At 67.6% G+C, this 24,276-nt stretch carries 25 protein-coding genes; 18 read left to right on the top strand and 7 right to left on the bottom strand.

What is annotated here, in order from left to right; translation table 11 throughout:
- Positions 1–56: 56 nt before the first annotated feature.
- Positions 57–236 (bottom strand): hypothetical protein, encoded by a 180-nt coding sequence (locus tag ACESMY_RS13415; protein WP_372785100.1) that lies wholly within the window; start codon positions 234–236, stop codon positions 57–59.
- Between the two features lie 33 nt (positions 237–269).
- Between ACESMY_RS13415 and ACESMY_RS13410 the strand changes: the two genes are divergently transcribed.
- The 7 genes from ACESMY_RS13410 to ACESMY_RS13380 all read left to right on the top strand — a co-directional run bounded on the left by ACESMY_RS13410 (position 270) and on the right by ACESMY_RS13380 (position 7,140).
- Complete coding sequence (locus ACESMY_RS13410) at positions 270–1,238, top strand: SurA N-terminal domain-containing protein (RefSeq protein WP_372785099.1); 969 nt, start codon at positions 270–272, stop codon at positions 1,236–1,238.
- A gap of 86 nt (positions 1,239–1,324) precedes the next feature.
- Positions 1,325–2,593, top strand: coding sequence for an outer membrane beta-barrel protein (locus ACESMY_RS13405; protein ID WP_372785098.1), 1,269 nt, complete (start codon positions 1,325–1,327; stop codon positions 2,591–2,593).
- Between the two features lies 1 nt (position 2,594).
- Positions 2,595–3,494 (top strand): SLBB domain-containing protein, encoded by a 900-nt coding sequence (locus ACESMY_RS13400; RefSeq protein ID WP_372785097.1) that lies wholly within the window; start codon positions 2,595–2,597, stop codon positions 3,492–3,494.
- A 15-nt stretch (positions 3,495–3,509) separates the two neighbouring features.
- Positions 3,510–4,844 carry a GumC family protein gene (locus ACESMY_RS13395; RefSeq protein ID WP_372785096.1) on the top strand — a complete coding sequence of 445 codons (1,335 nt, stop codon included), beginning with the start codon at positions 3,510–3,512 and terminating at the stop codon, positions 4,842–4,844.
- Between the two features lie 31 nt (positions 4,845–4,875).
- Positions 4,876–5,559: a CpsD/CapB family tyrosine-protein kinase gene (locus ACESMY_RS13390; protein WP_372785095.1), complete on the top strand. Its 684-nt coding sequence runs from the start codon at positions 4,876–4,878 to the stop codon at positions 5,557–5,559.
- A gap of 1 nt (position 5,560) precedes the next feature.
- Positions 5,561–6,442, top strand: coding sequence for an exosortase V (gene xrtV / locus ACESMY_RS13385; RefSeq protein WP_372785094.1), 882 nt, complete (start codon positions 5,561–5,563; stop codon positions 6,440–6,442).
- Complete coding sequence (locus tag ACESMY_RS13380; RefSeq protein WP_372785093.1) at positions 6,442–7,140, top strand: exosortase C-terminal domain/associated protein EpsI; 699 nt, start codon at positions 6,442–6,444, stop codon at positions 7,138–7,140. Before xrtV ends, ACESMY_RS13380 begins: the two co-directional genes overlap by 1 nt.
- A 14-nt stretch (positions 7,141–7,154) precedes the next feature.
- On the opposite strand, the gene ACESMY_RS13375 is transcribed toward ACESMY_RS13380, so the two are convergent.
- Positions 7,155–7,547, bottom strand: a complete 393-nt coding sequence (locus ACESMY_RS13375; protein WP_372785092.1) for a hypothetical protein — start codon at positions 7,545–7,547, stop codon at positions 7,155–7,157.
- Between the two features lie 342 nt (positions 7,548–7,889).
- On the opposite strand from ACESMY_RS13375, the gene ACESMY_RS13370 reads away from it, so the two are divergent.
- The 3 genes from ACESMY_RS13370 (at position 7,890) to ACESMY_RS13360 (ending at position 10,699) form a co-directional block, all read left to right on the top strand.
- Complete coding sequence (locus tag ACESMY_RS13370; RefSeq protein ID WP_372785091.1) at positions 7,890–9,143, top strand: nitrous oxide reductase family maturation protein NosD; 1,254 nt, start codon at positions 7,890–7,892, stop codon at positions 9,141–9,143.
- 72 nt (positions 9,144–9,215) lie between these two features.
- On the top strand, positions 9,216–9,395 hold the full coding sequence (locus ACESMY_RS13365; RefSeq protein WP_372785090.1) for a hypothetical protein: 180 nt from the start codon (positions 9,216–9,218) through the stop codon (positions 9,393–9,395).
- Between the two features lie 188 nt (positions 9,396–9,583).
- Entirely contained in the window at positions 9,584–10,699 is a 1,116-nt protein-coding gene (locus ACESMY_RS13360; protein ID WP_372785089.1) for a right-handed parallel beta-helix repeat-containing protein, read from the top strand.
- A 38-nt stretch (positions 10,700–10,737) separates the two neighbouring features.
- On the opposite strand, the gene ACESMY_RS13355 is transcribed toward ACESMY_RS13360, so the two are convergent.
- Positions 10,738–10,986, bottom strand: coding sequence for an XrtV sorting system accessory protein (locus ACESMY_RS13355; protein WP_329655345.1), 249 nt, complete (start codon positions 10,984–10,986; stop codon positions 10,738–10,740).
- Positions 10,987–11,103: 117 nt separating this feature from the next.
- Positions 11,104–12,258 carry an acyltransferase family protein gene (locus tag ACESMY_RS13350; protein WP_372785088.1) on the bottom strand — a complete coding sequence of 385 codons (1,155 nt, stop codon included), beginning with the start codon at positions 12,256–12,258 and terminating at the stop codon, positions 11,104–11,106.
- Positions 12,259–12,490: 232 nt separating this feature from the next.
- Here ACESMY_RS13350 and ACESMY_RS13345 point away from each other — a divergent pair, with 232 nt between their 5' ends.
- From ACESMY_RS13345 to ACESMY_RS13320, 6 genes are all read left to right on the top strand, one after another.
- Complete coding sequence (locus ACESMY_RS13345; protein ID WP_372785087.1) at positions 12,491–13,249, top strand: class I SAM-dependent methyltransferase; 759 nt, start codon at positions 12,491–12,493, stop codon at positions 13,247–13,249.
- Between the two features lie 203 nt (positions 13,250–13,452).
- Complete coding sequence (locus ACESMY_RS13340; RefSeq protein ID WP_372785086.1) at positions 13,453–14,559, top strand: Gfo/Idh/MocA family protein; 1,107 nt, start codon at positions 13,453–13,455, stop codon at positions 14,557–14,559.
- Between the two features lie 5 nt (positions 14,560–14,564).
- Positions 14,565–15,017 (top strand): hypothetical protein, encoded by a 453-nt coding sequence (locus ACESMY_RS13335; RefSeq protein WP_372785085.1) that lies wholly within the window; start codon positions 14,565–14,567, stop codon positions 15,015–15,017.
- Positions 15,014–15,511: a glycosyltransferase gene (locus ACESMY_RS13330; RefSeq protein WP_372785084.1), complete on the top strand. Its 498-nt coding sequence runs from the start codon at positions 15,014–15,016 to the stop codon at positions 15,509–15,511. Before ACESMY_RS13335 ends, ACESMY_RS13330 begins: the two co-directional genes overlap by 4 nt.
- Positions 15,512–15,519: 8 nt before the next feature.
- Positions 15,520–16,398 carry a hypothetical protein gene (locus ACESMY_RS13325; RefSeq protein ID WP_372785083.1) on the top strand — a complete coding sequence of 293 codons (879 nt, stop codon included), beginning with the start codon at positions 15,520–15,522 and terminating at the stop codon, positions 16,396–16,398.
- Positions 16,399–16,411: 13 nt separating this feature from the next.
- On the top strand, positions 16,412–17,407 hold the full coding sequence (locus ACESMY_RS13320) for an alpha/beta fold hydrolase (protein ID WP_372785082.1): 996 nt from the start codon (positions 16,412–16,414) through the stop codon (positions 17,405–17,407).
- Here the strand turns inward: ACESMY_RS13320 and ACESMY_RS13315 are convergent.
- The 3 genes from ACESMY_RS13315 to ACESMY_RS13305 all read right to left on the bottom strand — a co-directional run bounded on the left by ACESMY_RS13315 (position 17,404) and on the right by ACESMY_RS13305 (position 21,489).
- The gene (locus ACESMY_RS13315; protein ID WP_372785081.1) at positions 17,404–18,435 is read right to left on the bottom strand and encodes a glycosyltransferase; all 1,032 of its coding nucleotides are present in this window, start codon (positions 18,433–18,435) and stop codon (positions 17,404–17,406) included. The genes ACESMY_RS13320 and ACESMY_RS13315 overlap by 4 nt on opposite strands.
- Complete coding sequence (locus tag ACESMY_RS13310) at positions 18,432–19,811, bottom strand: oligosaccharide flippase family protein (protein WP_372785080.1); 1,380 nt, start codon at positions 19,809–19,811, stop codon at positions 18,432–18,434. The genes ACESMY_RS13315 and ACESMY_RS13310 overlap by 4 nt, the downstream gene beginning before the upstream one ends.
- Before the next feature lie 196 nt (positions 19,812–20,007).
- Entirely contained in the window at positions 20,008–21,489 is a 1,482-nt protein-coding gene (locus tag ACESMY_RS13305) for an exopolysaccharide biosynthesis polyprenyl glycosylphosphotransferase (RefSeq protein WP_372785079.1), read from the bottom strand.
- 675 nt (positions 21,490–22,164) lie between these two features.
- On the opposite strand from ACESMY_RS13305, the gene ACESMY_RS13300 reads away from it, so the two are divergent.
- Both ACESMY_RS13300 and ACESMY_RS13295 read left to right on the top strand, forming a co-directional pair.
- Positions 22,165–23,697 (top strand): AlkA N-terminal domain-containing protein, encoded by a 1,533-nt coding sequence (locus tag ACESMY_RS13300; RefSeq protein ID WP_372785078.1) that lies wholly within the window; start codon positions 22,165–22,167, stop codon positions 23,695–23,697.
- On the top strand, positions 23,672–24,217 hold the full coding sequence (locus tag ACESMY_RS13295; protein ID WP_372785077.1) for a methylated-DNA--[protein]-cysteine S-methyltransferase: 546 nt from the start codon (positions 23,672–23,674) through the stop codon (positions 24,215–24,217). Before ACESMY_RS13300 ends, ACESMY_RS13295 begins: the two co-directional genes overlap by 26 nt.
- Positions 24,218–24,276 lie beyond the last annotated feature (59 nt).

The raw sequence follows: 24,276 nt of genomic DNA, 5'->3' as shown, positions 1-24,276 counted from the left end.
GGCTGTCCTTGACGTTCTGACGATCCGCTCAGCGGCCTTGATAGGCGATGCAGGCCTTAAAGGACGTTGATCAAATCGGCGAGGCCGCGATTCGCCGCGAGCTTGCCTGCGGGCGCGTCAGCTTTCCACAGATTCGGTCCGGGCGCGGCTCCGAACGCCTCATCCCGCTGGACCCGCACCTTCCACCTCGCCGAGGCGCCGCGCACGGCGTCGATCGGACGCAGCTCGACAGACAAATGATGTCATTTATGGTCTGACCCTGTACTCTTATGGGTGCGTCGCGCGGGTACGAAACTTGCTCGAGCCAGCGCTGGAAAAACGAAAAAACGTCGGGGCTATCGAAAATGAGAACAGTTTGCGTGGCGGTCCTGGCGCTCGCCGTGTGTCTGCCCTTGAGCGGGTGCGGCGGTAGCGGCAAGGCGCCAACCGGCCAGGTCGCCGCTCGTGTGAACGGTCAAGAGGTCACGGTCCAGGAACTCCAGGCCGAGCTGGCCGGCTTCAATGCGCCGGACGCCAAGATCCGCAAGCTCGCCGAGCAGCGGGCGCTTCAGAACATCGTGGCCCGCAAGCTGCTCGCCAAGGCGGCCACGGACGCCGGCGTCGCCAAGTCGCCGGACTTCGCCCTGCAGAAGCAGCGGATGGAAGAGACCCTGCTGGTCCAGGCCTGGCAGAACAATCTGGTCAAGGCGGTCCCGCAACCGGCGCCCGAGGAGATCCAGCAGTTCATCAGCAAGCACCCGGAATTCTACGCCGAGCACAAGGTGTTCACCGTCGACCAGTTGCGGATTCCGCCGATCAACGATCCGGCGATCCTGGCCGAACTCAAGCCGCTGAACAGCCTCGAGGCTATCGGTCAGGTGCTCACGAGCCACGGCATCCGGTTCACCTCGGCCAAGGCGACCATCGACGCGCTCGCCGTCGAACCGGCGCTGCTCGCCCAGATCGAGAAGCTGCCGCCAGGCGAGGTCTTCGTGGTTCCGGCGTCCAGCATGCTGATCGCGAACAAGATCATGGATACCAAGGTCGTGCCGGTGCCGAACGATCTGGCGACCAAGCATGCGGCCCAGTTCATCAAGGGTCAGCGCGCCCAGGAATCCGTGCGCCGGCAGTTTGGAGCGGTGGTCGCGAATCCGAAGGCCAAGGTTGTGTACAACAAGGCCTATGCGCCGCCTCCGCCGCCGGCGAAGGGAAAACCAACTCAAGGCGGATCGACCGCACCCGCCGGCAAGGCCGGCTGACACAAACGAGGGGCGAGTGCGTCTAGGCGACACTCAGGGGTAAAATGGCAGCCAACGTCTGCGTGACTTCGCATGGTGATCGACCGGTGGCGGCGCTCCGCCAGCCGGAGGCGGTCGCAAGATATCGTTTTCGCTACGCCCTCGCCGGGGTAGCGACGCTCGCGCTGGCCTCGGCTGCGCCCGCCATCGCCAGCGCACAGGCGGTGTCGGTCGGCGGGGCCGCCAAGCCGCTGACGATCGGCGTCCAGGAGCGGACGACCTACGACACCGACGCCGCGCGCGGCAGCGACCAAGCCGCCACGCTCCGTGGGCTGGACACCGCCGACGTCATCTATGCGCCCAGCATAACGGTCGACTACGCCTCGGGCATCGGCCGCCGCGGCTTGGCGCTGCGCGGCTACTTCGGGTACGACTACTACCAGAAGAATACGACGCTGCGCCGCGAGCACATCGACTTCTCCGCCGCGGCCAACACCGCCATCGGCGCGCTCTGCACGGTCGGAGCTCAGGTGGCCTATGACCGCGGGCAGAGCGGCCTGGAGGATCTGACCCTCCTCGTCACCAAGAACACCATCCAGACCTACACAATCTCGGCCAACGAGAGCTGCGCCAGCACCGCGGGCCTGACCGAAAACGTCCAGGTCTCGCATTCCGCGGCCCAGAATAGCTCGGCGACGCTGATCGACTTCAACACCACCGGCGTCTCGGCGTCGGTGGGGTACGGGAATCACGCGCTCGGCAACATTTCGCTGATCGCCGGCTACAACAAGACCACCTATGACCGCTCGGCCGTGCCGTTGGCCGGGGTGCCCAGCGACCTGCAGGTCTCGAGCTTCGGCGTCCAGTTCTTCCGGCCGATCGGCATGCGCCTGTCGGGGACGGCCGGGGTGTTCTATTCCAAGTCGACATCGGAGCTCGGCCCCGGCGCGGTCGCGGGCCAGAATTCCTCGTTCAGCGGGCTGACCGCCAACGCCGGCCTGACCTACCACCTCGGCCCACGGATCAATCTCGCCGCCAATCTGTCGCGGGCCGTGCAGGCCACGATCCGCCAGGACGTTGGCTACTCGATCAACAACCAGGCCTCGCTCAGCGCGGACTACACGGTATCTTCACGCATCCACGCGAATCTGGGGGCCAGTTGGTCACGGGAAGATTTCCGTGGCGGTGTTGTTCTCGTACCGACCTCAGCGCCCAACCGGGTGGACCTGAAGTCGGTGACGGCGGGGGTTTCCGTCAAGTTGGGACGGACTTCAGCTTTGTCAGGTGAGGTTCAGCATGAGGAGAGCACTACCGACCTTGCGTTGTTCAACTTCAAGTCCGACCGGGTCAGCCTCACGCTCTCGACGTCGTTCTAATTTGGTCTGGGAGGTTCCCATTCGTTCGCTGCGATCCCTAACGGCCGCGGTCCTGCTGCTCGGCTCCGTCGCGCCTGCGTACGGGCAGACTCCAGACGCCGCGCCGGGCGGCGCGTCGGCCAAGGCCGCAGCGCCCGCTCCAGCCGCCGCGCCCCCCGCCGCCGGCGACACTGCGCCCTCGGCCGTCGTCGTCGACCAGGCCTTCGCCCTGGGCGTTGGCGATGTCGTGGACGTCGGCGTCATCGGCCGGACCGACTTCAACGTCCGCGTCCGGGTCTCCACGGAGGGCACCATCGTCCTGCCGCTGCTCGGCCGAGTGAAGGCCGTCGGCCTGACGACCTCGGAGCTGGCGCAACAGACACAGGACGCCCTGGCGAAGGGTGGCTTCTATTCGAACCCCGTCGTGCGCGTCGAGGTGACCGGCGTCGCCAGCCGCTACGCGACGGTGCTCGGCAATGTCGCCACCCCCGGGCTGATGCCGCTCGACCGCACCTATCACCTCTCCGACGTCATCGCGAAGGTGGGCGCCCACACCGGCGAAGGGGCGAGCTTCGTCGTCCTGACCCGCGCCGACGGAACCTCCAAGAAGTACTCCATGGAGGATCTGGCGACCGGTGGCGGCGGCGCCGATCCCCTGGTGATGGCGGGCGACAAGATCTACGTCCCCGCGGCCACCAGCGAGGTCTTCTACATCTCCGGCCAGGTCAAGAACCCGGGCTCCTTCCCGATCACCAAGGAGCTGACTGTGCGCGAGGCGATCGCCAAGGGCGGCGGCCTCACCGACATGGGCAGCGACAAGAAGATCAAGGTCTTCCGCAAGAACGAGGAGGTGAAGGGCGTGAAGCTCGACACCAAGCTCGAACCCGGCGATATCCTTCAAGTGGGGGAGCGCCTGTTCTAGGGCAGCGAAGACCGCATGAGTATCATCCAGTTCCTCCGCATCCTCTGGGCCCGACGGATTCTCGTCTTCGTGGCGCTGTTCGCCTCGGTGTTCGGGGCGTTCGTCGTCGTCACGCTCGTGCAGCCTCGCTACGAGGCGACGGCGCGCGTGAACATGGACATCCTCAAGCAGGATCCGCTCTCCGGCGGGGGGATCGACGTGCGCAACGCCGGGGTCTACTTCGACGCCCAGCAGGAGCTCGTGAAGGACTATTCCGTCACCGGGCCGGTCGTCGACAAGCTGGGCTGGCTGTCCGATCCGGGCCGGATTCGCGCCTATCAGGGCCGTGCGCCCAACGACACCCGGGACTTCCGGCGCTGGCTGGCGCAGCAGGTCACTGACGCGACCTCGACGGCCATCACCTCGAGCACGGTGCTCGAGATCACCTTCAAGTCGGCCAATCCGGTCGAGGCCAAGACCGGGGCTGAGGCGCTTCGCGAATCCTTCATGTCGGCCAGTCTCGCCAGCAAGCAGCGCGACGCGGCCAAGCTCGCCGGCTGGTACAACGAACAGGCCGAGGGTCTGCGGAAGCTGGCCGAGGAAGCCGAGACGAAGAAGGCCGCCTACGAAAAAGAAACCGGCATCGTCATGCAGTCCAACGACACGGACATGGACAGCGGTCGTCTGGCGGCGTTGGCCGGTCAGATGGCGATGCCCACCGCAAACACCGCGATGGCCTCCAGTTCCGGGGCCCGGCTGCAGCTTGCCCAGATCGACGCCCAGATCACCCAGGTCGCCAAGAACCTCGGACCGAACCACCCCGAGATGCAGAACCTCCGCGCCCAGCGCGCGACGATGGCGGCGGTGGTCGCCCAGGAGGATGCTGCGGCCCGTCAGGCGTCCAGCGGCGCCTCCGGCGCGGCGGCGCTCAGCCGCGTTCTGCAGGAAGAAAAGACCCGCGTGATCAGCCAGCGCGACAAGGTCGAGCGGCTGCACCAGCTGCAGGCCGAGGTCGATCTGCGGCGCGACGGATACAAGAAGACCGCGGCGCGCGGCGCCGAGCTCGCCCTGCAGGCCGCCCTGACGGATTCCGGGTTGACGCCGATGGGCATCGTGCTCGCGCCCAATAAGCCGGCGTTCCCCAACAAACCTCTGATGATGGGCGGGGCCGCCGGCCTCGGCATCGGCCTGGGCCTGGGCCTCGCCCTGCTGCTCGAACTCTTGAACCGGCGCGTGCGTGGCGTCGAGGATCTGAACCTCTCGAAAGAGGTGCTGTGCATCGGCGTCATTCGCTCGCCGCGCCCGAAGCTCGGCCTGCTGCGCAGGATTCTCGGCCTCGGTCCCCCCGCGGTCCGATCGGCGCCCGCGTGAGGTCTCTCCTTCTATCTCTGGGGTGGGGTGAATGACCGTCCATCAAGCCGTCGAGGCGGCGAACGTGCGGCGTGGGCAGTACTCCTTCTCGGAGGCTCTGGTCACGCTCTCGGATCCGTTCGCCCAGAGCGCGGAATACATCCGCGCTCTGCGTACCCACATCATGGCCCAGCACGTGGAGGCCGGCCGCCGCGCCCTGGCGATCTGCGAGGCCAGCCCCAAGCTCGGCGCCACCTTCGTCGCCACGAACCTCGCCGTCTCCCTGGCCCAGGCTGGGGTGAAGACGCTGCTCATCGACGGCAATCTGCGCGAGCCGATGATCCAGCATGTCATCCGTCCCGACCGCGAGCTTCCGGGCCTGCGCGAATGCCTTTCGGTGGCGGGCTCCTCGGTCGGCGACTACGTCCAAGGCGATATCCTGCCGAACATGTCGGTCTTGTTCTCCGGCGGGTCGGCTCCGAATGCGCAGGAACTCCTGGCGCGATCGTCCTTCGAACAGGTCGTCAACAGCTGCCTGCGCGACTACGAGATGACCATCATCGACACGCCTCCGGCGAACAGCTGCGCCGACGGCCGGCGCATCGCCTCCGTCGCGGCCTACAGCCTCATCGTGTCTCGGCGTCACAAGGGGCTGGTGTCGGACGTGAAGACCCTCGCGGCCCAACTGCGCGCCGACCATTCCACGGTGATCGGCACTGTCCTGAATGACGCGTGACGTGGCCGCCGCTGCCGAAGGCGCCGCGCCGCGGTTGGACCTCAAACAGCTTCTGACGACCTGGTGGCCCTGCGTTGTGGGGCTGGCGGCGTTGGCCGTGCCCACCATCAACACCCTCGCCGGCCAGGCCTGGAACCGGGAGTCCGGCGCCCACGGCCCGATCGTGCTGGTCACCGGCCTTTGGCTGCTGAGCCGCCAGTTGACCGCGGCGCGGGCCATCGCCAAGCCGGGCGCGCTCTGGCTGAGCGCCCTGGTGCTGTTCGTCGGCCTGGCGACCTATGTCTTCGGGCGGGTCTTCGACTTCATCAGCCTTGAGACGCTTGGCCTGTTCGGCGTCGGCCTGGCGATGCTGCACTCGGTCTTCGGCGTGGTCGCCCTGCTCAAGAACTGGTTCCCGCTGTTCTACCTCGGGTTCGCCATTCCGCCGCCCGCATGGCTGATCGACAGGATCACCGCGCCGCTCAAGCAGTTCGTGTCCGAAGTGGCGATGCGTTCGCTGTACGGCGTCGGCTATCCGGTGTCGCGCGAGGGCGTCACCATCTATGTGTCCAAGTACCAGCTGTTGATGGAAGACGCCTGTTCGGGGATGAATTCCCTGGTTGGGCTGACGGCCATCAGCCTCCTCTACATCTATCTGCTCCGGGGCGCCTCGGTGCGCTATTCGCTGCTGATGACGGCGTTTGTCATCCCGATCGCCATCCTGGGCAACATCCTGCGGGTGATGATCCTCATCCTGCTGACCTACTATTTCGGGGACGAGGTCGCCCAAGGCTTCCTGCACTACACCGCGGGCTTCCTGCTCTTCGCCATCGACCTGATGCTGGTGTTTGCGGTCGACAGCCTGCTGGTGCGGATCGTGCCCCGCAAATGGCGGCCGGTTTGATGAACCGTCGCGCACTCTTCGCCGGAGCGGCCTGTGTCGGCGCGGCCCTGGTGGCCCGGCAGCTGAAGCCGCATCACTACGTCTCGCTGCTGCAGTCGGCGAAGCTCGACGATCTCGTTCCGCGGAGCTTCGGCGCCTGGACCTCGGAGGACGTCGGCGATCCCCTGGCGCTCAACGGGCCCGGCACGCTCTCCTCCAAGCTCTATAACCAGCTGGTGACGCGCGCCTACACCGACGGCGCTGGCGGGCACCAGGTCCTGATGCTGCTGGCCCATGGCGAGCGGCAGAGCGACGAGCTCCAGTTGCACCGGCCGGAGGTCTGCTATCCGGCTTTCGGCTACGCCCTGCTGCACAACGAACCGACGCAGGTCAGGCTGGCCGACGCCATAACGGTGCCGGCGCGCCGGCTGCTGGCCAAGTCGCCCAGCCATGAAGAAAGCGTCATCTATTGGTCCAGGCTTGGTGAGTTCTTCCCGATCGATGCCTCGGAACAACGGGAAGACCGGTTCAGGAACGCCGTCGCCGGGCTGATCCCCGACGGCATTCTGTGCCGGTTCTCCAACGCCGACGGCAGCGCTCAAGCCTGGCCGAACCTCGAACAGTTCGTCCGCGACCTGATCGCCGCGACGAGTCCGGCCGGCCAGCGGGTCCTGGTGGGCACCGACCGCGCTCGCCGCCTTGGCCCACGCAAGGTCTGATCGGGTCGCCTCGGCTACTTCAGCTGCCCGATGGATTCCTTGTGAGTGCTCGCCCAGCTCAGGGCTTCCGTCGCCTTCTGCGCCTGGTCGAGCGTCAGGCCCGCCTGGGTCTGGCTGGCGATGCGCGCGATCGTGTGGTTCTCGGTGTCATAGACCATGAAGCCATCGGGACCTTCGCGGGTCTCGTAGCGCTCCGAGAGCTTTAGCGGGGTCTGGGCCGAACGCATGTTCATCGCGTCCGGATAGAGTTCGATCTCTTTTCGCGCCGCCGTCGCGTCGCTGGTCGAGGCCAGCTGCTCCGTCGCGGTGCGGGTATTCTCCGCGACGGCCGCGACGGAATGAAGCGCGCGGCCGCAGCCGCTCAGCAGCAATCCCGCCGCGCAGATCAGTCCAAGGGTCGTACGCATCGTTTCGCCCATCCCGGCGCCGCGCCCACCGTCCGCTCGGCAAGCCAGCCCAATAATACCGCAAAACGCGGCGTCGGGATGCAAGACTGCAAGCCGCGTGCCCGCCAGCGCCGGCTTGTTGGACCAGGTTTGGCCGCATGGCTAAAATCCGCCTGAATTTAACCTTCGTTAGTCATTTCAGCGGCCCTCTTAGTGCGAGTGAGTCGGTGTCGCGTGTGACGCGCATCACATTGACAAGCTTGGCTTTAGGGCGAAGGTGACGGCTTGATCGCGCGGTTTCGGGGCGGGCGATCAGGCGCGGCGACGGTCGTTGGACCTGTCGCGTAACGAGGGGCGAACAAAATGCCAGTTCCAACGAAACCTGGGGCCGCGCTAGCGACCGTTTCGAGTCCCGATGGCCTGTTCGCCGCGCTGCAGTCGGCCCATGCCGGCGACACCATCCTGCTGGCGGCGGGAACCTACGGCGCCATCAACCTGAACGGCTTCCATTTCGACGGTCCGGTCAATATCCAGTCGGCCGACCTCGGCAATGAGGCGGTGCTTACCGGCCTGACGCTCAACGGGAGCTCGGGACTGTCCTTCAATCACCTGGTGATGACCACGCCCGGCGGCACGGCGGTGACCGTGATGGACTCGTCGAACGTCGCCTTCTCCGCCTTGACCGTCCACGGCACGACCGGCAGCGACGACGGCGTCGGCTTCATGGTCCGCGACAGCTCGGGGGTCTCGATCACCGGCTCGGACTTCAGCAAGATCGGCTCAGGCATCGGCCACGTCCACGACAGCGGACTGACCGTCTCCAACAACACCTTCCACGATCTGCAGACCGACGGGGTCTTCGGGGCCGGATCGTCCCATGTGGTGATCTCGGGCAATAGCTTCTCGAATTTCCACCCGTTGCCAGGCGATCACCCGGACGCGATCCAGCTGTGGGGCAACACCGATGGGAGCCCTGGGAACGACGTCACCATCAGCAACAACATCATCACGCGCGGCAGCGGCGACGTCATCCAGGGCATCTTCATCGAGTCCACCGACAACGTCACCATCACCGGCAATGCCCTGACCGGCACGATGTACAACGGCATTTCGGTGTCCACTACGGACCACGCCGTGATCTCGGGCAACTTCGTCCAGGGTTTCACCGACATGGACTCGCGGATCGTCGTGCGCGGCCAGAGCGTCGACGTTAGCGTGCTGCACAACACCGCCCAATCGGTCATCAATGTCCAAGACGGCGGACTGCCGAATCCGGGCTACGTCGCGAGCGACAACACCATCATCGCGGGGACAACGGCGAGCGACCTGTCGGGAGTCAACGCGTGGCTTGCCACACATGCCGGGGTCGGCGCCGTCCAGATCCCACCGGTCGTTCCGCCCGTCGTGGTGATTCCGCCAGTCGTGGTGGCTCCCGTGGTGGCCCCGCCGGTCGTCGTGGCCCCGCCGCCGATCGAGCCCCCGGTCACCGGCGGCGATGACCACGGTTTCAACCAGGCGCCCCCGAACTGGGCAGAGATCCAGGACCTGATCGCGCACGACATCGCCGCACAGCTCAAGGTATTTTTCATGAGCCACACCGACTGGGCTATCTTCTAGCGAGAGGCGCATGCCCCCCAGTCGGCCGTTGGTCGATCCAGACGCGCGCCAATCTCCTGGCGAAGGCCCGACATGAACATATTCCGCCTCATGACCATCGCCGACTACGCCTTCATGTTCGCGGGGGTCGGCATCGCCCTGCTGATGATTGCGATGGGCGGCAGCGAGGAGCGCCGCCAGAGCGATCGGCTGGGCTCGCCCAATGCCGAGGTCCCGCCTGAGTCGGCGATAGGACGCCGGCGGCGGCGCTAAGGACTGACGAAGCCGGGAAGCGGCGCCGCGCGGTCGGATCAGTCCGGCGGATCCCCGCCGTTCAACCACCCCATGACCACGGTAAAGACGATTATGAGTCCGAACAGGATCGGCAGTATGAAACGGTCCATATGGCGCACGGACTATGAGTTTGCCTGCCGCTGTCAAGGTGCTGGTCGAGGAACGCCATGAACAAGAACCGTCACAGCCATTCAACGGCCGCCCGGCGCGGAGGTGAGCGCGCGCTGATCCTGTTGGCGGCGTCCGCCGTCTTGGCCCTGGCGGCCGCGACGGGCTGCAGCGCTCAGGAGCCGGCGCGGCGGGGGGGCGAGGTCGTGACGCCGAAGACCTTCTGGGCGAAGGTCCAGGCGGCTCAGCCGGGCGCGGTCATCCTGCTCGACAGCGGCGACTACGGACCGGTCAAGTTCTACGGGAAGAAGCTCGCCAAGCCGGGGCTCCGGATCGAAGCGAAGCCGGGCGCCAAGGCGGTGTTCAGCAGCCTCACACTGGAGAACTCCGAAGGAATCGACGTGCGCGGCGTGGAGGTGGCGAGCGCGGGGGAGGGCGTCGCGGTCACCGTCGTGGACTCGGCCGACGTCTCGCTATCGGGATTCAAGGTGCACAACGCAGCGGGCGCCGGGCACGGCGGCGTAGGATTTCTCCTCCGCGACAGCACCGGTGTGTCGGTGACCGGCTCGGAGGTCACGGAGCTGGGCTCCGGCATCGGCCATGTGCATACCAGTCATCTCACCATTTCGAACAACACGCTCCACCACCTGCAGACCGACGGGATATTCGGCGGCGGCTCGTCCCATGTGGTGGTCTCAGGCAATCACATCGGCGAGTTCCATCCGCAGCCGGGGGACCACCCCGACGCCATCCAGTTCTGGGGCAACAGGGACGGCACGCCGGGAACCGACGTCGCGATCCGCAACAATGTGATCGACCGCGGCACGGGCGAGGTGATCCAGGGTATTTTCATCGAATCCACCGACGACCTGACCATCACCGGCAACGCCATGACCGGGACGATGTACAACGGGATCTCGCTGTCCACGGTCAAGACCGGCCTGGTTGAGGACAACTTTGTCCAGGGGTTCACCGACATGGATTCCCGCATCGTCGTGCGCGGGGCGAGCAGCGACGTGACCGTCCGCAACAACGTCGCCCAGTCGATCTTCAACCTGGACAGCGAAGGGAAGAACCCCCGCTACAAGGAAGATCACAACAGCACCGTGCGCGCCGCGAAGCCGGGTGATTCCACCGCCATGAAGGCGTGGCTCTCCCAACACCCGCAGCACTGAGGGCCGGTCCTAGGCTATCCGCAGAGCGCCGGCCGACCTCAGAACTTGAGGCCGCCGAAGGGCTTGAGGACCAGCACGATGTAGATCAGGACGGCGACCACGATCAGCGCCGAGATCGGGCCTTGCCCGTGATTGCCGACATAGTTGGCGATGGCGCAGCCCACCGCGGGCGGCAGATAGTGCAGGATGGTGTCGTTGGGCTCCTGCTCGCCGACGGAGCGGTGCAGGAACAGCACGACGAGGCCGCCGAAGATGGCCACCGTTATCCAGTCATAGACCGTTTCCAAACCGACTCCCTCCCCAGTTCACAGCCCGCCGCCCTCGTAAGCGGGCTGCACAATCGCGGCAACCCATCGAGACGCGGCCGGCGCCTTGGCGCATTTCGCCGGGCGGACATGCAATCCTCATGCCTCGCCCCGCTGGACCTCACCGTCAGGCCCCAGGTTTCCTTGCTTGAGAATCGTCGGTGTGTCGATGTGGGCCTGGTTTCCGGTGCGCCGCAATTTCCACTTCATCGCCGGCCGCTCGACGGCCAGCCAGCTCGCCAGGCCGCAGGCCGCGGCGCCCAGGAAGGTGATGCCGGTCAGCACTTCCAGCGGAATATCGCGCCAATAGTAGATCAGGAGGGCCGCGATCGGCCACGCGTAGAGGTACACCCCGTAGGAGATATCGTCCTTGGCGTTGATCGTCAGCAGCGGCTTCCAGCGGACCTCGAAGGCCACCCAGAACAGGATGTAGCCGCCCAGGAGGAGGAGGGCGGTCTCCGCGAGCGGGGGCACGAACATCAGGCCAAACAGCGGGACGGCGGCGGCCAGGGCGTAACGGCCCTTAAGGACGACGTCTTTTCCGTAGAGCCAGAAGCAGGTCCCGATCATGAAGGCGGCCAGCAGCCGGGCCTGCTGATCCGGCTCGCCGAAGGTCGCCACCACCCAGCCTGGCGGGGTGAAGTTCAGCAAGCCCGGCCAGAACAGCACCAGATTTGCAGCCACCATCGCGGCGGTGAGCGCCACGAACAGGCGGCGGCGGCGATAAAGGCCGATCAGTCCGAGCGCGGCGGCCAGGATGTAGCACCTGAATTCGTAGGAGATGCTCCAGGCCGACCCGTTCAGCCCAGGGTGAAAGGGCACGTTGGAAAAGGCCTCGTTCACCTCCGGCGCCTTCAGGAGGGCCACACGGTAGGCGAGCCGCCCCCAGTCCCCGATGCTGAGGGACTGCAGGTGCGCCCCGCCTAGCGGCGCCACGATGGCCACGCACAGGAGCGAGCAGATGACGAAGGCTGGGTAGATCCGCAGGATGCGCTTGGTGAAGTATGCGCGCACGCTGGAACTGGCCGCGAAGCTGGCCGCGATCAGATAGCCGCTGATCAGGAAGAAGGCGTCGACGGACAGCTGGCCGAAACTGAGGGTGTGGAACACCATATGGAGCGGGTCGCGGCGCAGGTCGCCGTCAAGCATCTCCGGACTGTGGGAGACGATCACCAGCGTGGCGAACAGGAGCCGCAGCGCCCCGATGCCATTTTCACGTCTCGCGGCGGGCGAGGATATCGGAGCCGGACGCAAGATCGAACCTTCCTTCGGGAGCCAGGGGGCAGGTGCTCCGCAGGCCCTGCAAACCTTGTGCCCGGACGACGTAACATGGCAGGTTCAGCGCGGCAGGCCCTTCAGGCGCGCAACCGGAACATCGGGCGCACCGAGAATCGTCTGTCGGTAGCTTCGGCAGCCAAGCGTATGCATAAACAGATTTCCTGACTTCCGCGAGGCGCACCCAGTGTTCCGACGAGTGTTGAACGCCTTGCGGTCGTGGCCCAAGCATCCGATCGACCAGTTCTACGGCATCGAGACCTCTCAGAAGGTCCTGCGCTCGTTCCTCAGGACCGGCGACAAGGAAGCTGACGCGGGCAACAACGGCTATGCGGGAAGCCAGCCCAGCATCATCCGCCGGGCGCTGCAGGCGCTGCCGCCGCTGAACAAGGCCGTCTTCATCGATCTGGGTTGCGGCAAGGGCCGGGTGCTGGCGGTGGCGACGGAATTCGATTTCGGCGAGGTCATCGGGATCGAACTTTCGCCGACCCTTTGCCGCAGCGCCCAGCGCAACGCCGACCGCCTCGCCGCCGGACGCCCCGAGCGCACCGCGATCCAGGTCGTCCTGGGCGATGCGACGCGCCCGAAGTTTCCCGCGAGCGGGGACGTCGTGCTGTTTCTCTACAACCCCTTCCGCGAGCCGCTCGTGGCGAGCCTGGTGAAATATCTCGAGCAGGAGATCGGCGACGCCCGCGAGGGTTCGGTCTTCGTGGTCTATTACAACCCCGCCGGCGTAGCCCAGTTCGACGCCAGCGCCCGGTTCGTCCGCTACTTCGCCGAGCGCATGGATTTCGCGCCGGACGAGCCGATGAACTTCGACAACAACTTCGACAGCGTGGTGATCTGGCAGGCGCGAGGCCGCAACATGGCCGCGCCGCTGCCAGGCGCCGACCGCTGGGTGGAGGTCCGCGTGCCGGATTCCGCGGCGGTCGTCCGTGACGAACCCCAGCCGGCCCACGCTGCCGGCTAGCCGGCGCATGACAGGACGGCGCGTCGGGGCTTAACCCTCCATCCGCATATTTCGGCTAATGATTCTTCGCACGGACGAGGGCGCGGTTGCGCCCGCGATAAGGCTTTCTTACGAAGCACGCCTTATGGCCACGAGCGGGTTGGCGGGCCATTGGGCTCGTCGGCGATCCGTCGGGTTTTCGTCAGCTGCCGCTTGGAGTGTTCATGAGCGCCAAAGGCCAGGTAAACGTCGCCGTTGTCGGCCTCGGGAAGATGGGCGTGTCCCATCTGGCGATCGCGAATGCGAGCCGACGGCTCAACGTCTCGGCGGTCTGCGACAGCTTCACCCTGCTGGGCCAGATGGTCGAGAAGCAGTGCAAGATCCCCTACGTCCCCAACTATGCCGACGTCATCGCCCAGCCCGGCCTGGATGCGGTGATCGTCGCGACGCCGACGCGTTTCCACGACGACATGGTCCGCGCGGCCCTGGCCAAGGGCCTCAACGTCTTCTGTGAGAAGCCGATGACCCTGTCGGCGGCGGTTAGCGAAGAGCTGGCGGCCGAGGCGGTCAGCCGGGGCCTGGTCTGCCAGGTCGGCTATCATAACCGGTTCGTCGGCACCTTCGCCGAGGTGAAGCGCCTGCTGGCGACCGGCGCCATCGGCACGGTGCGCCACGTCCATGCGGAGGCCTATGGGCCGGTGGTGCTGAAGCCGGTCGCCAAGACCTGGCGCAGCCAGTCCAGCGAAGGCGGCGGCTGCCTCTATGACTACGCCGCCCATCCGATCAACCTGATGAACTGGTACGTGGGCGAACCCAGCCAGTGCGGCGGCGCCGAACTCGCCAAGCAATATTCGTCGGACGTCGAGGACGCGGTCTACGCGAACCTGCGCTTCCCCTCCGGCGTGACCGGCCAGGTCACCGTGAACTGGTCCGACGAGACCGTCCGCAAGATGTCGACCCAGATCACCATCTGGGGCGACGGCGGCAAAATCGTCGTCGATCGCCAGGAGCTGCAGGTCTACATCGGCGCCACCGGTAAGATCCAACCCGGCTACGGCCAGGGCTGGACGGTCCGCTACATCACGGAGCTGACGCCCAACGTCGACTACTACCTGCGCGGCGAGGAATACACCGCCCAGCTCGAGGGCTTCGCCATCGCCGTCGCGGACCGGCAGGTCGACTGCGTCAACGACTTCAAGAGCGCCGCGGAAACCGACCGCACCCTGGAGATGATCCGCGCGCGCGCCGCGATGGACCTGCCCGAGGCCGTGTTGGCCGCCAATACGCCGGCGAGGCCGCGCGGCGTCCTGGCCCGCGTCCTGGGCCGCTGAGCACCATGGCTAAGCCCAAGCTCCTGGCCCTGGCGTCGGGCGGCGGCCACTGGGTGCAACTGCAGCGCCTGCGGCCGGCCTTCGACGACTTCGAGACGGTCTATGTCTCGATGTTCGAGAGCTACGCCGAGCAGGTGGCCGGAAGCCGCTATTACACCGTGCCCGACGCCTCGCGCTTCGACCTGAAGTCCTTCGCACCGGTGTTCTTCCGCGCAGTGCGGATCCTGCTGCGCGAGCGGCCGAAGGCGCTGGTGACCACCGGGTCGGCGCCGATGCTGGCCTTCGTCCTGCTGGCCCGCTTGATGGGCGTGCGCACCTTGTGGATCGACAGCATCGCCAACTCCGAACGGATGTCCTCGTCCGGTCGCCTGGCTAAGCGCCTGGCCCATCGCGTCGTCTCGCAGTGGCCGGAGGTCGCCGAGCGGGAGGGCGTCGGCTGCTGGGGCGCGGTCATATGATCTTTGCCTCCGTCGGCTCCATGCTGCCCTTCGACCGCCTGGTGCAGGCGGTGGACGAGTGGGCGGCCGCCAATCCCGCCGAGCCGGTCTATATCCAGATCGGCCACGGGGAGTACGAGCCCAGACACGCACCCTTCACGCGGATGATGCCGCACACCGAGTATCGCCAGCGGCTGGAGGACAGCACGCTGTTCGTGGCTCACGTCGGCATGGGCTCGATTCTGCAGAGCCTGGAGGCGAAGAAGCAGCTCCTGATGCTCCCGAGGCTCGCGGCGCTGCGCGAACACACCACCGACCATCAGCTCCACACGGCGGCGCGCTTCCGCGACACCGGGGGCCTGCTGATCGTCGACGACACCGACGCGCTGCAGGCGGCCATGAGCCGGCTGCTTCGCGAGCCGCTCGCGCCGTCCGCGGGAATCTCCCGCTTCGCGCCCCAACAGATGATCGACAACGTCGCGCACTATCTGACCGCGCGCTCGACCCAACAGTGAGCCAGGCGATGGACCGCATCTTTTTCGGCGACAATCAGTTCTTCGGCGTCAACCACATGTCCGAGGAGAAGGCGCGTCAGCAGCTGATGCGCTTCCAGGACATCAACGCCATCGTGGACGTCCTGCACGCGGCCTATTCGGCCGGGGTGCATGGGTTCATGTGCACCACCCACGAGCGGATGATCGAGGTCACCGAGATCATCCGCAAGCAGCCCGGAAAATGGACGGGGATGCGCTTCTACCCGGGCATGCCCTATGCCCATAAGTACGCCAACGCGATGACCGAGCTCGGCCCCCTGGAGGCGCTGAAGCAGTTCCTGCCCAGCGACGGCCTGTTCGATGCGATGATGCGCGGCGGCAAGGCGCTGGTGAAGCGCGACGTCGAGAGCCTGATCACGCTCTTGGTCGACGCGGAGATGAAGGCGTTCGAGGGCTTGGACACCCCGATCATCTTCCTGCAGAACGTGGTCACCGACCTGGTCCTCGGCCTCGGCTACTACGACGCCTTCCGGGTGTTCTCCGACCATGTGCGCAAGCGCTACAAGGCCGAGCCCGGCTTCTTCACCATGAACCTGCCGATGCTGGTCCCGGCGCTGGCGTCGGTCGGCATCGAGAATCCCATTGTCTGCGCGAACGTGAATAAGATCGCCTTCCGGATGTCGGGCGGCGTCGAGGCCTACCGCGAAGCGACGGCGAAGCACCCCTCTCGGGTGATCGCCATGTCGGTGCTGGCCTCGGGCGCCCTGCCGGCGCGGGAGGCCATCGAGTGGGTGACCAACGAGCCCTACGTGGAGTCGATCCTGTTCGGCGCGTCCAGCCAGCGCAATATCGAGAATACGGTGAGCCTGATCCGGGAGGCCGACGCGGCCCGCCTCGCCGTCGCCTAGCGCGGATCGCGACATGTACCTGCGCCTGAGCGGCCTGGCCGCCGCCATCGTCGCCTCGGCGGTCTTGGCCCTGCCGGCGCCGCGCGCCGCCGCCCAGGCCGAAACCGCGCCAATTCCCATGTCGACCTATGACCGGCCGGGGCGGCTGGTCAGCCTGCCGGATCGTCGCCGGATCAACCTGCGCTGCAGCGGGCAGGGGAAACCGCTGGTCCTGCTGGAGGCGGGCTTCGGGGCGAGTTCGTTCGCCTGGCCCAAGCTGCAGCCTATGATCGCGGCGCGGACGCGGGTCTGCTCATACGACCGCGCCGGCTACGGCTTCAGCGACCCCGGGCCCCTGCCACGGAATGGGGCGGCGATCGCCAGGGACCTGGACTACGCGCTTCATGCGGCCGGCGAGCACGGACCCTATGTCGCCGTCGGACACTCGGCCGGCGGTATCTACGCCCAGCTCTTCGCCGGCCGACGGCGCAAGGAGGTCGTGGGCCTCGTCCTCGTCGATCCTTCGGTGATCTACCAGGAGAAGCGGATGGCGGCGATTTTCGGCCCCGGCGCCGGCAGCCTCGACCCGATCCGCGCTCGCGTGCGTCGCTGCCTGGCCGCTACGGAGAAGGGCGGCGCGGCCGTCGCCGATCCCGCCTTCAACGAGTGCGTGGCGCCCACCGCCAGCGCTGAAATCCGCGCCGAGGGGCTGAGGCCGGCGCTTTGGCGCGCCCAGGCATCGGAACTCGACACGCTGTTTACCGAGACCTCCGATCAGCGGGCGCGGCTGGGCCGTCTGATCCGCGACGTGCCCACGATCGTGCTGACGGCGTCGCGGACCGGCGAACCGGCGGCGGACGCGGGCGGCGACCGGGCCCGGGAAGCCATGCACCATGACCTCGCCGCGGAATTCTCGCGCGGCTCCCAGCGGCTGGTGAAGTCTGGGCACCTGATGATGAACGATCGGCCGGACGCGGTCGCCGCGGCGGCCCTGGAACTCGTCGATGCAGGCAGGAAGACTCGCCGCTAGAGACTTGCGGCGCGCGGGCGGGATGCGGCCGGAGGCGCTGCGGCGATCTGGGCCGCGCCGACGTAGAACCCGGTCTTCATGAGCGACTTCAGGCTGCGGCCGGTCGCGCCCAGGAGCCAGGCGGCCGCGAACACGGCGCCGTTCAGCGCAGCGCGGGCGTAGAGGCTCAAGGGCCCGCCGGCCACCCGGGCCATCTCGCGCTCGTTCGCCGCCATGTGGTGGGCGCCCGGCCAAGTGCGTTCCATGTAGGCCACGGTCTCGCCGTAGGCCTGGAAGTATTCGAAGACATAGCGCCAGGTCTGGCGCTGGACCGGGATGATGTGCTGCACCTTGGAGTCCGGCACCCACCAGCCGACGCCGCCGGATTCGATGATCCGGAAGATGACCTCGGACTCCTCGCCCAGTCGCTTCTGCAGCGGCGAGACGCCCAGGCCCGGTTCGTAAGGCGCCAGCCGCTGTTCGGCGGTCCGCACGGCGAAATTGGCGCCCCAGGGCACGGCGTTGTCCGCGAAACCCAGGGGTATGATGTCGTCGCCGAAGTCGCGCTTGGCCAGCAGCGTCGTGAGCGGCCATTCGTCGGCGAACCTGGCGAACCAGCGGGGCGTCGGCGCCTCGAGGACGGGAGTGATCCGGCCGCCGAAGATCGCGGCCTCCGGATGGCGCTTGAACGCCGCGGCGTAGGCCGCCAGCCAGTTCTCGTCGAGCACCAGATCGTCGTCCGTCCAGCAGATATAGGCGCCCCTGGCCTCGGCGACGCCGCGATTGCGGGCGTTGGAGAGGCCGGCCTGCTCCTCGCGGATCACCCGGATCGACAGGCGGTCGCGAAAGGACAACGCCACCTCCTGGGTGTTGTCGGAGCTCCCGTTGTCGACGACGACGACCTCCCAACGAAGGCCGGGGGGTTGTTTCAACTCGGTCAGGGACTGCAGGACATTGCGCAGCCGCGCCGCCCGGTTTCGGGTGCAGATGATCACCGTGATGTCGATGGCGTCGGGCGCGGTCGCGCGGCGCGGGCTGCGCTGGGTCATCCGCGCACCGTCGTCCACATCCCGCCGAGCGCCAGGGCGAGGCCGGCCGCGGCCGCGCCGCCGGCAATGAAGGTGAGGAGCGTGGCCGCTTCCAGGCCCATCGTGCCCGGCATGTGCCGCCGCAGGCCAGGCATCAGGGCGCTGTAGGCCACGAATGGCACCACCATCAGCACCCACATAGCCCCCGGCAGGCCTAGGCCCAGGACGTGGACCATGAGCCACAGGCCGGCGATCAGCACCACCAGTCGGACCGAGTTGGCGAAGGCCGAATAGAGGGATGCGCCGGAGGCGAGCAGGGCGCTTCCGGCCGGAATGGCGAAGATGTCGAAGGCGGCGCGGAAGCCGAGGAACTGCACCATCCAACCTAGGCCGGCGTAGGACTTGTTGAGATGCAGCAAGGCGACGAACGGTGGGCCAATGAGGATCGCCCCCCAGGCGACGCAGACGCCGAGGCCGGTGAAGGCCCATTTCACGCGGCGGAACTGGCGCAGCGCCGTCGCCTTGTCCTCGCGAATCCAGCCCGCCAGCATGGGCAGCAGGACCTGGGAGCCGAGCTGGATGACCGCGCTCACGGGTGTGGTCACGAGCATGGTGGCGAAGGCGAAACAGCCGAACTCGACGTCCGGCACCGAGCCTTTCAGCATCAGCACTTCGCCGCGGCTGGAGAGGAAATAGGTGCCGGTCGACAGGATGATCCAGCCGCCGAACTGCACGATTCCCCTGGCGACTGTGCTGTCCCAGCTGAACCGCGCGCGGGCTGCCGCGAACTGCGAGGCGATGGCGAAGGCGGCGGCCGTCGCCACGCTGCCGGCCACCAGGGCCCAGGCCGAGGGCTGTTTGAGCGCCCAGGCGACGGTGACGATGAACCCCGCGGCCTCGGAGATGATGGCCACGATCGTCGGACGCCGCAGGGCGACTTCGCGCGTCAGGACCGCAAGGCCGGGATTCACGAAGCCTCGGAACAGCACGGCCGCCGCCCCGAACAGCAGCAGCGGGGCCAGTTGGGGGTCGTGGTAGATCCAGGCGATCGGGAAGGCCATGGCGGAGGCCAGCAGATAGAGGGCGCCGCTGCGCAGCACCTGGACGCTGAAGGCGGTGCCGAGGAAGCGGGCATCGGCGCCATCGCGATGCTGCACGATATTCACGTTGATCCCGAGGTCGGAGATCATCTCCAGCCCCATCAGGATCGTCGTCACCACCGCAACCGTCCCGAGCGGGGCGGCGCTGATCAGCAGCTTGGCCAGGACGATCCGCGAGATGAACCGCAGCGCCGTCTGGGCGCCGTAGCCGGCGAACGACCAGGCGCCGCCGCGCAGAACCTTACCGGCCTGGGCGGAGTGGCGCATGTTCATGACCTGCCGCAGGGCGACCGCCATTCGGGCCCTCGTGCCGCCGGAAGGGGTGGCCAGCTCGGTCACGCGCGACGGCTCCGGCGACTGGTCGATTTCAGGCCCCCGTGGACGAGCTGCGGCGCGGGCCGCCCGGAACCCAATGGGCGCTTCGCAGGCCGCGTCTGCGGATCTGCTGCACGCGCGGATTCGTCGGACGGCGTTGCACTCAGCATATCACAGGTTATCGCACAGCCTGGGTGTCGCCGAGCACGCAAGGCAGGGTCCGCACCATGATCGCCAGGTCGAGCCAGACCGACTGGCGCTCCACGTACTCCAGATCGAGCGATACCCGACGGCGCACCGCCTCGGGCGTGTCGACGGGACCGCGCGAGCCGTTGACCGCCGCCCAGCCGGTCAGCCCGGGCTTCATCCGGTGGCGGTGGGCGTAGGTCTCGACGAGCTTGGAGGCCTCGGCGCCATTGGTCAGCATGCCGATGGCGTGCGGGCGGGGTCCCACGAGGGACATCTCGCCACGGATCACGTTCCACAGTTGCGGCAGTTCATCGAGGCTGGTGCGGCGCAGGAAGCCCCCGACGCGCGTAACCCGATCGTCGTTGGCGGTCACCTGCCGCGCCGCGGCGTGGTCGGTCGTCTCGGTGCGCATCGAACGGAATTTCCAGACCAGCACTTCTTCGTTCATGTATCCGTGACGCCGCTGCTTGAAGAGCACGGGACCCGGGCTGTCGAGGCGGATGGCGACCGCGATGGCGCAGAGCGCCGGGGCGAGCACGACGATGGCCGCGATGCTGAAGACCACGTCGATCGTGCGCTTCAGCACCCCCTGCAGCAAACCGCGGCGGACGCCGGAGAGGTGGGCGAGGGGCATGTCGAGCAGGCGTTCATGGGCGGCCTGTTCGTCGGCCGGGCCGAAGCCATCCATCAGCAGGTTGACGGCGTTCGGGCAGGGCGCGAGTTCGGCGATGAGCTGGGCGATGCGGGCGGTGGCCCCCGAGGGCACGGTCACGACGATGCGGTCGACGTAGGGCAGGAGCCGGTGATTTTTCACGTCGGCGGTCCGTCCCAGCACCGGCACGCCGAAGATGTGCTTGGGGCTGCGCTCTCCGCGGTCGTCGAAGATGCCCAGGATGTTCACGTCGCGATTGGACAGAGCCATCGCCACCAGGCGCTGGGCTGCGGGCGTCGCGCCGACGATCATCAGGTTGGGGGTCAGGAGTCCCTGACGGCGCAGGCGGCGGATGTAGCTGAACCAGGCTAGGTGGGAGGCGCAAAGCAGGCCGACGGCCGTCAGGCACCAGTCGACGATATGCAGGATGTTCGCCGCCTTGGCCGCCGGCGCGGTGAAGGTGGCGAAGGTCAGCATCATCAGGCCCGACCCGCCGACCGCGCCGATAACCTTGTACAGGTGATGATAGAGGCGTTCCCGGGCGTTCAGCTGGTAGGACTCGAAACTCATCAGCGTCGCCGCGACGAGCACGGAGGCGGCCACGAGCAGACCGGTCGCGCCGCCCAGACCGCCGTTGAGGGATTTGACGAAAAGCAAGCCGGCCAGCAGCGCCAGGTCGCTGGCCTGTACAAGTCCGGTCAGCATCCCGCCGCTCAGGCGCGAACGGGCGCTCGCCAGGCGCGAGGGCCGCAAGGGCCCGCGCCGTTCAGCGCCGGTCTTTTCGCGCTCGGCGCTCGCTGCGCCCGTGTCGTACGGCATCTTGGCTTCGCCTCGACTTTGCTTCTGGCTGACAATGCGGGTTGCGGCTGAGCAAGCGGTTAATCCGGCTACAAAAACCGCGATTTGAGCCGGCTCAGAGCCGGCGATGGCGACCGGCGCGGGGCAGCCGCCGGCCCGAGGCGGCGGGAAGCCGCGCTTCGCGGGGCCGAACGGAGCGGAGGAGGCGGATCGGCGCCGGCCCCCCGGACGGTTCATCCTCTTCAGCGGCAAGGGGTTCGGTCGAGGGAGCGCCGGCTTCCAACGCCACGGATGACGCGCGCAGGCGCTCCAACTCGGCGAGGACGTCGGGCCTGCCGGCCGTCCGCTCGGCTACCTCACCGAGGCCCAGCGCGCGATAGAGGTTCCGCCGCGCCCGCCGCTCGGCGCGCGACATGGCGATGACCAACGCGACGGTTGCAGCCGCCGCGATTACTAGCCCAACGAGAAGTAAAACCCACAAGATCATCGAACCCCGTCGCGTATGGAGCCCTGTTCCATCCGCCCGCCTGTACCGAACCTGAACAACGGCTCGCACCTGACCTGCCGCCTCGCAAAAATTAAGCCTAAGCGGTGACAAAAGCATGCAGGCGATGGCGTGAGCGCCCAGCCGCGTCGATTGATGTCCGAAAACCGCGAGACTTGCGAGAGGCGAACCCCCATCTTGTCGCCATGGATATGGATTTCGAAGCCTGCCGCCGCGCCTTCCTGACCCGCGATCCGCGGTTTGACGGGCGCATCTTCGGCGCCGTCAGGACCACCGGCATCTACTGCCGCCCGATCTGCCCGGCCAGGACGCCGAAAGCGGAGAACATGACCTTCTACCCGACCGCCGCGGCATGCCAGGAGGCGGGCTATCGACCCTGCCTGCGTTGCCGCCCGGAGTCCTCGCCGGACCTCGGCGCCTGGCGCGGCACGTCCAATACCGTCTCGCGCGCGCTGGCGCTGATCGAGGCCGGGGCGATGGACGCCGGCGACGTCGATGCCCTCGCCTCGCGCCTCGGCGTCGGCGAACGGCAGCTGCGCCGACTGTTCCGCCAGCACCTGGGCGCCTCGCCCGTGGCCGTCGCCCAGACCCGCCGGGTTCTGCTTGCCAAGCAGCTAATCCAGGAAACCCTACTGCCGATGGGCGAGGTGGCCCTGGCCTCTGGCTTCGGCAGCGTGCGGCGGTTCAACGAGACTTTCCAGCAGCTGTTCGGCCGGCCGCCGGGCGCCCTGCGCCGCAGCCGCGCCGAGGAAGCCAGCGCCGCGGCCGCCGGCATCACCGTCAGGCTCCCCTATCGCGCGCCCTACGACTGGGCGGCGATGATCGGCTTCCTCGCCGCCCGGGCGATTCCCGGCGTGGAGTCGGTCACGGCCCGCCGCTATGCGCGGACGCTGAGTGTGGACGGCGCGCTGGGCGTGGTGACCGTCTCGCCCGGAGCCGGCAATTTCCTGGTCGCGGAGATCCGCTTCCCGAAGGTCCAGGCGCTACCGGCGGTGATCGCCCGCATCCGGCGGGTTTTCGACCTGACGGCCGATCCGGCGCTGATCGGAGACCACCTGAGCCAGGATCCGGCGCTGGCGTCGCTGGTGGCGGCCAGGCCCGGCCTGCGGGCGCCCGGCGCCTGGGACGGCTTCGAGCTGGCGGTCCGCGCGATCCTCGGCCAGCAGATCACCGTGACCGCCGCCCGCGGCCTCGCCGCCAAGCTGGTGGAAGCCTATGGCGCCCGCGTCGACGATCCGTTCGCGGCTTCCCTCGGCCTGACGCGGGCATTCGCGACGCCGGACCAGCTGGTTGGCCAGGACATCGCGGCGCTCGGCATGCCCAAGGCGCGCGGCGCGGCCCTGGAGGCGCTGGCGCGGACCGTGGCCTCTGACCCGACGATCTTCACCCCGCGCGCCGACCTGGAAAGCGCCATCGCCGCCCTGAAGGCCCTGCCGGGGGTCGGCGAGTGGACCGCCCAATACATCGCGCTGCGCGAGTTGCGCGAACCCGACGCCTTCCCGCAGGCCGACATCGGCCTCCTGCGCGGCATGGCGGACGAGGCCGGCGTCCGGCCGAGCCCGGCCGAACTGCTGGAGCGCGCCGAGGCCTGGCGACCCTGGCGGGCCTACGCCGCGCAGCATCTCTGGGCGGCCGACGCCGACCAGCCTTCCAAGACCACCGACGCCAAGACGGGCGAAGCCAAGAGGACCAAGACCGATGCCGACCACCAACGCGCCGCCTGAAATCCTCACCCTCGACCGGCTGGCGACCCCGATCGGCACGGCTCTGCTGGTCACCGATGAGCAGGGGTTCCTGCGCGCCTTCAACTGGACGGACTACGAGGCGGCGATGCGGGCCTGGATCGCGCGGCGCTATCCGAAGGCCAGGCTGACCGACGGCAAGGCGCCGCCAGCCGTGCGCGGGCCGTTCGAGGCCTATTTCCAGGGTGACCCCCGGGCGCTCGAGACCGTGCCCTGGCGGGCGTCGGGCACGGCCTTCCAGCTGAAGGTCTGGGAGACGCTCTGCACCATTCCGGCCGGGGAAACCTTGAGCTACGCGGGCCTCGCCCAGCGGATCGGACGGCCGAGCGCCGTGCGCGCCGTGGGACTGGCCAACGGCGCCAACCCGGTGGCCGTGGTCGTACCCTGCCACCGGGTGATCGGAACCAACGGTTCGCTGACCGGTTACGGCGGCGGCCTGCCGCGCAAACGCTGGCTGCTGGACCTTGAAGGGGCGGCGCTGAAGGACCAAATCGCGGCCTGAGGTTATTCACGCATCGCCGGCTGACCGGCCGACGGGCTGTGCTAAGAGCGGCCTCCCGA

The sequence above is a fragment of the Phenylobacterium sp. genome, from assembly GCF_041691455.1.
In the GTDB taxonomy this organism is placed as follows: Bacteria; Pseudomonadota; Alphaproteobacteria; order Caulobacterales; family Caulobacteraceae; genus Phenylobacterium.
This window is presented reverse-complemented; position numbering and strand designations above follow the sequence as displayed.

Coding starts and splice junctions, on each gene's coding strand:
- ACESMY_RS13370 (WP_372785091.1), top strand. CDS start 7,890: ATGCCAGTTCCAACGAAACCTGGGGCCGCGCTAGCGACCGTTTCGAGT.
- ACESMY_RS13330 (WP_372785084.1), top strand. CDS start 15,014: ATGATCTTTGCCTCCGTCGGCTCCATGCTGCCCTTCGACCGCCTGGTG.
- ACESMY_RS13335 (WP_372785085.1), top strand. CDS start 14,565: ATGGCTAAGCCCAAGCTCCTGGCCCTGGCGTCGGGCGGCGGCCACTGG.
- ACESMY_RS13395 (WP_372785096.1), top strand. CDS start 3,510: ATGAGTATCATCCAGTTCCTCCGCATCCTCTGGGCCCGACGGATTCTC.
- ACESMY_RS13300 (WP_372785078.1), top strand. CDS start 22,165: ATGGATTTCGAAGCCTGCCGCCGCGCCTTCCTGACCCGCGATCCGCGG.
- ACESMY_RS13305 (WP_372785079.1), bottom strand. CDS start 21,489: ATGCCGTACGACACGGGCGCAGCGAGCGCCGAGCGCGAAAAGACCGGC.
- ACESMY_RS13295 (WP_372785077.1), top strand. CDS start 23,672: ATGCCGACCACCAACGCGCCGCCTGAAATCCTCACCCTCGACCGGCTG.
- ACESMY_RS13340 (WP_372785086.1), top strand. CDS start 13,453: ATGAGCGCCAAAGGCCAGGTAAACGTCGCCGTTGTCGGCCTCGGGAAG.
- ACESMY_RS13375 (WP_372785092.1), bottom strand. CDS start 7,547: ATGCGTACGACCCTTGGACTGATCTGCGCGGCGGGATTGCTGCTGAGC.
- ACESMY_RS13320 (WP_372785082.1), top strand. CDS start 16,412: ATGTACCTGCGCCTGAGCGGCCTGGCCGCCGCCATCGTCGCCTCGGCG.
- ACESMY_RS13410 (WP_372785099.1), top strand. CDS start 270: ATGGGTGCGTCGCGCGGGTACGAAACTTGCTCGAGCCAGCGCTGGAAA.
- ACESMY_RS13365 (WP_372785090.1), top strand. CDS start 9,216: ATGAACATATTCCGCCTCATGACCATCGCCGACTACGCCTTCATGTTC.
- ACESMY_RS13360 (WP_372785089.1), top strand. CDS start 9,584: ATGAACAAGAACCGTCACAGCCATTCAACGGCCGCCCGGCGCGGAGGT.
- ACESMY_RS13380 (WP_372785093.1), top strand. CDS start 6,442: ATGAACCGTCGCGCACTCTTCGCCGGAGCGGCCTGTGTCGGCGCGGCC.
- ACESMY_RS13315 (WP_372785081.1), bottom strand. CDS start 18,435: ATGACCCAGCGCAGCCCGCGCCGCGCGACCGCGCCCGACGCCATCGAC.
- ACESMY_RS13310 (WP_372785080.1), bottom strand. CDS start 19,811: ATGGCGGTCGCCCTGCGGCAGGTCATGAACATGCGCCACTCCGCCCAG.
- ACESMY_RS13390 (WP_372785095.1), top strand. CDS start 4,876: ATGACCGTCCATCAAGCCGTCGAGGCGGCGAACGTGCGGCGTGGGCAG.
- ACESMY_RS13325 (WP_372785083.1), top strand. CDS start 15,520: ATGGACCGCATCTTTTTCGGCGACAATCAGTTCTTCGGCGTCAACCAC.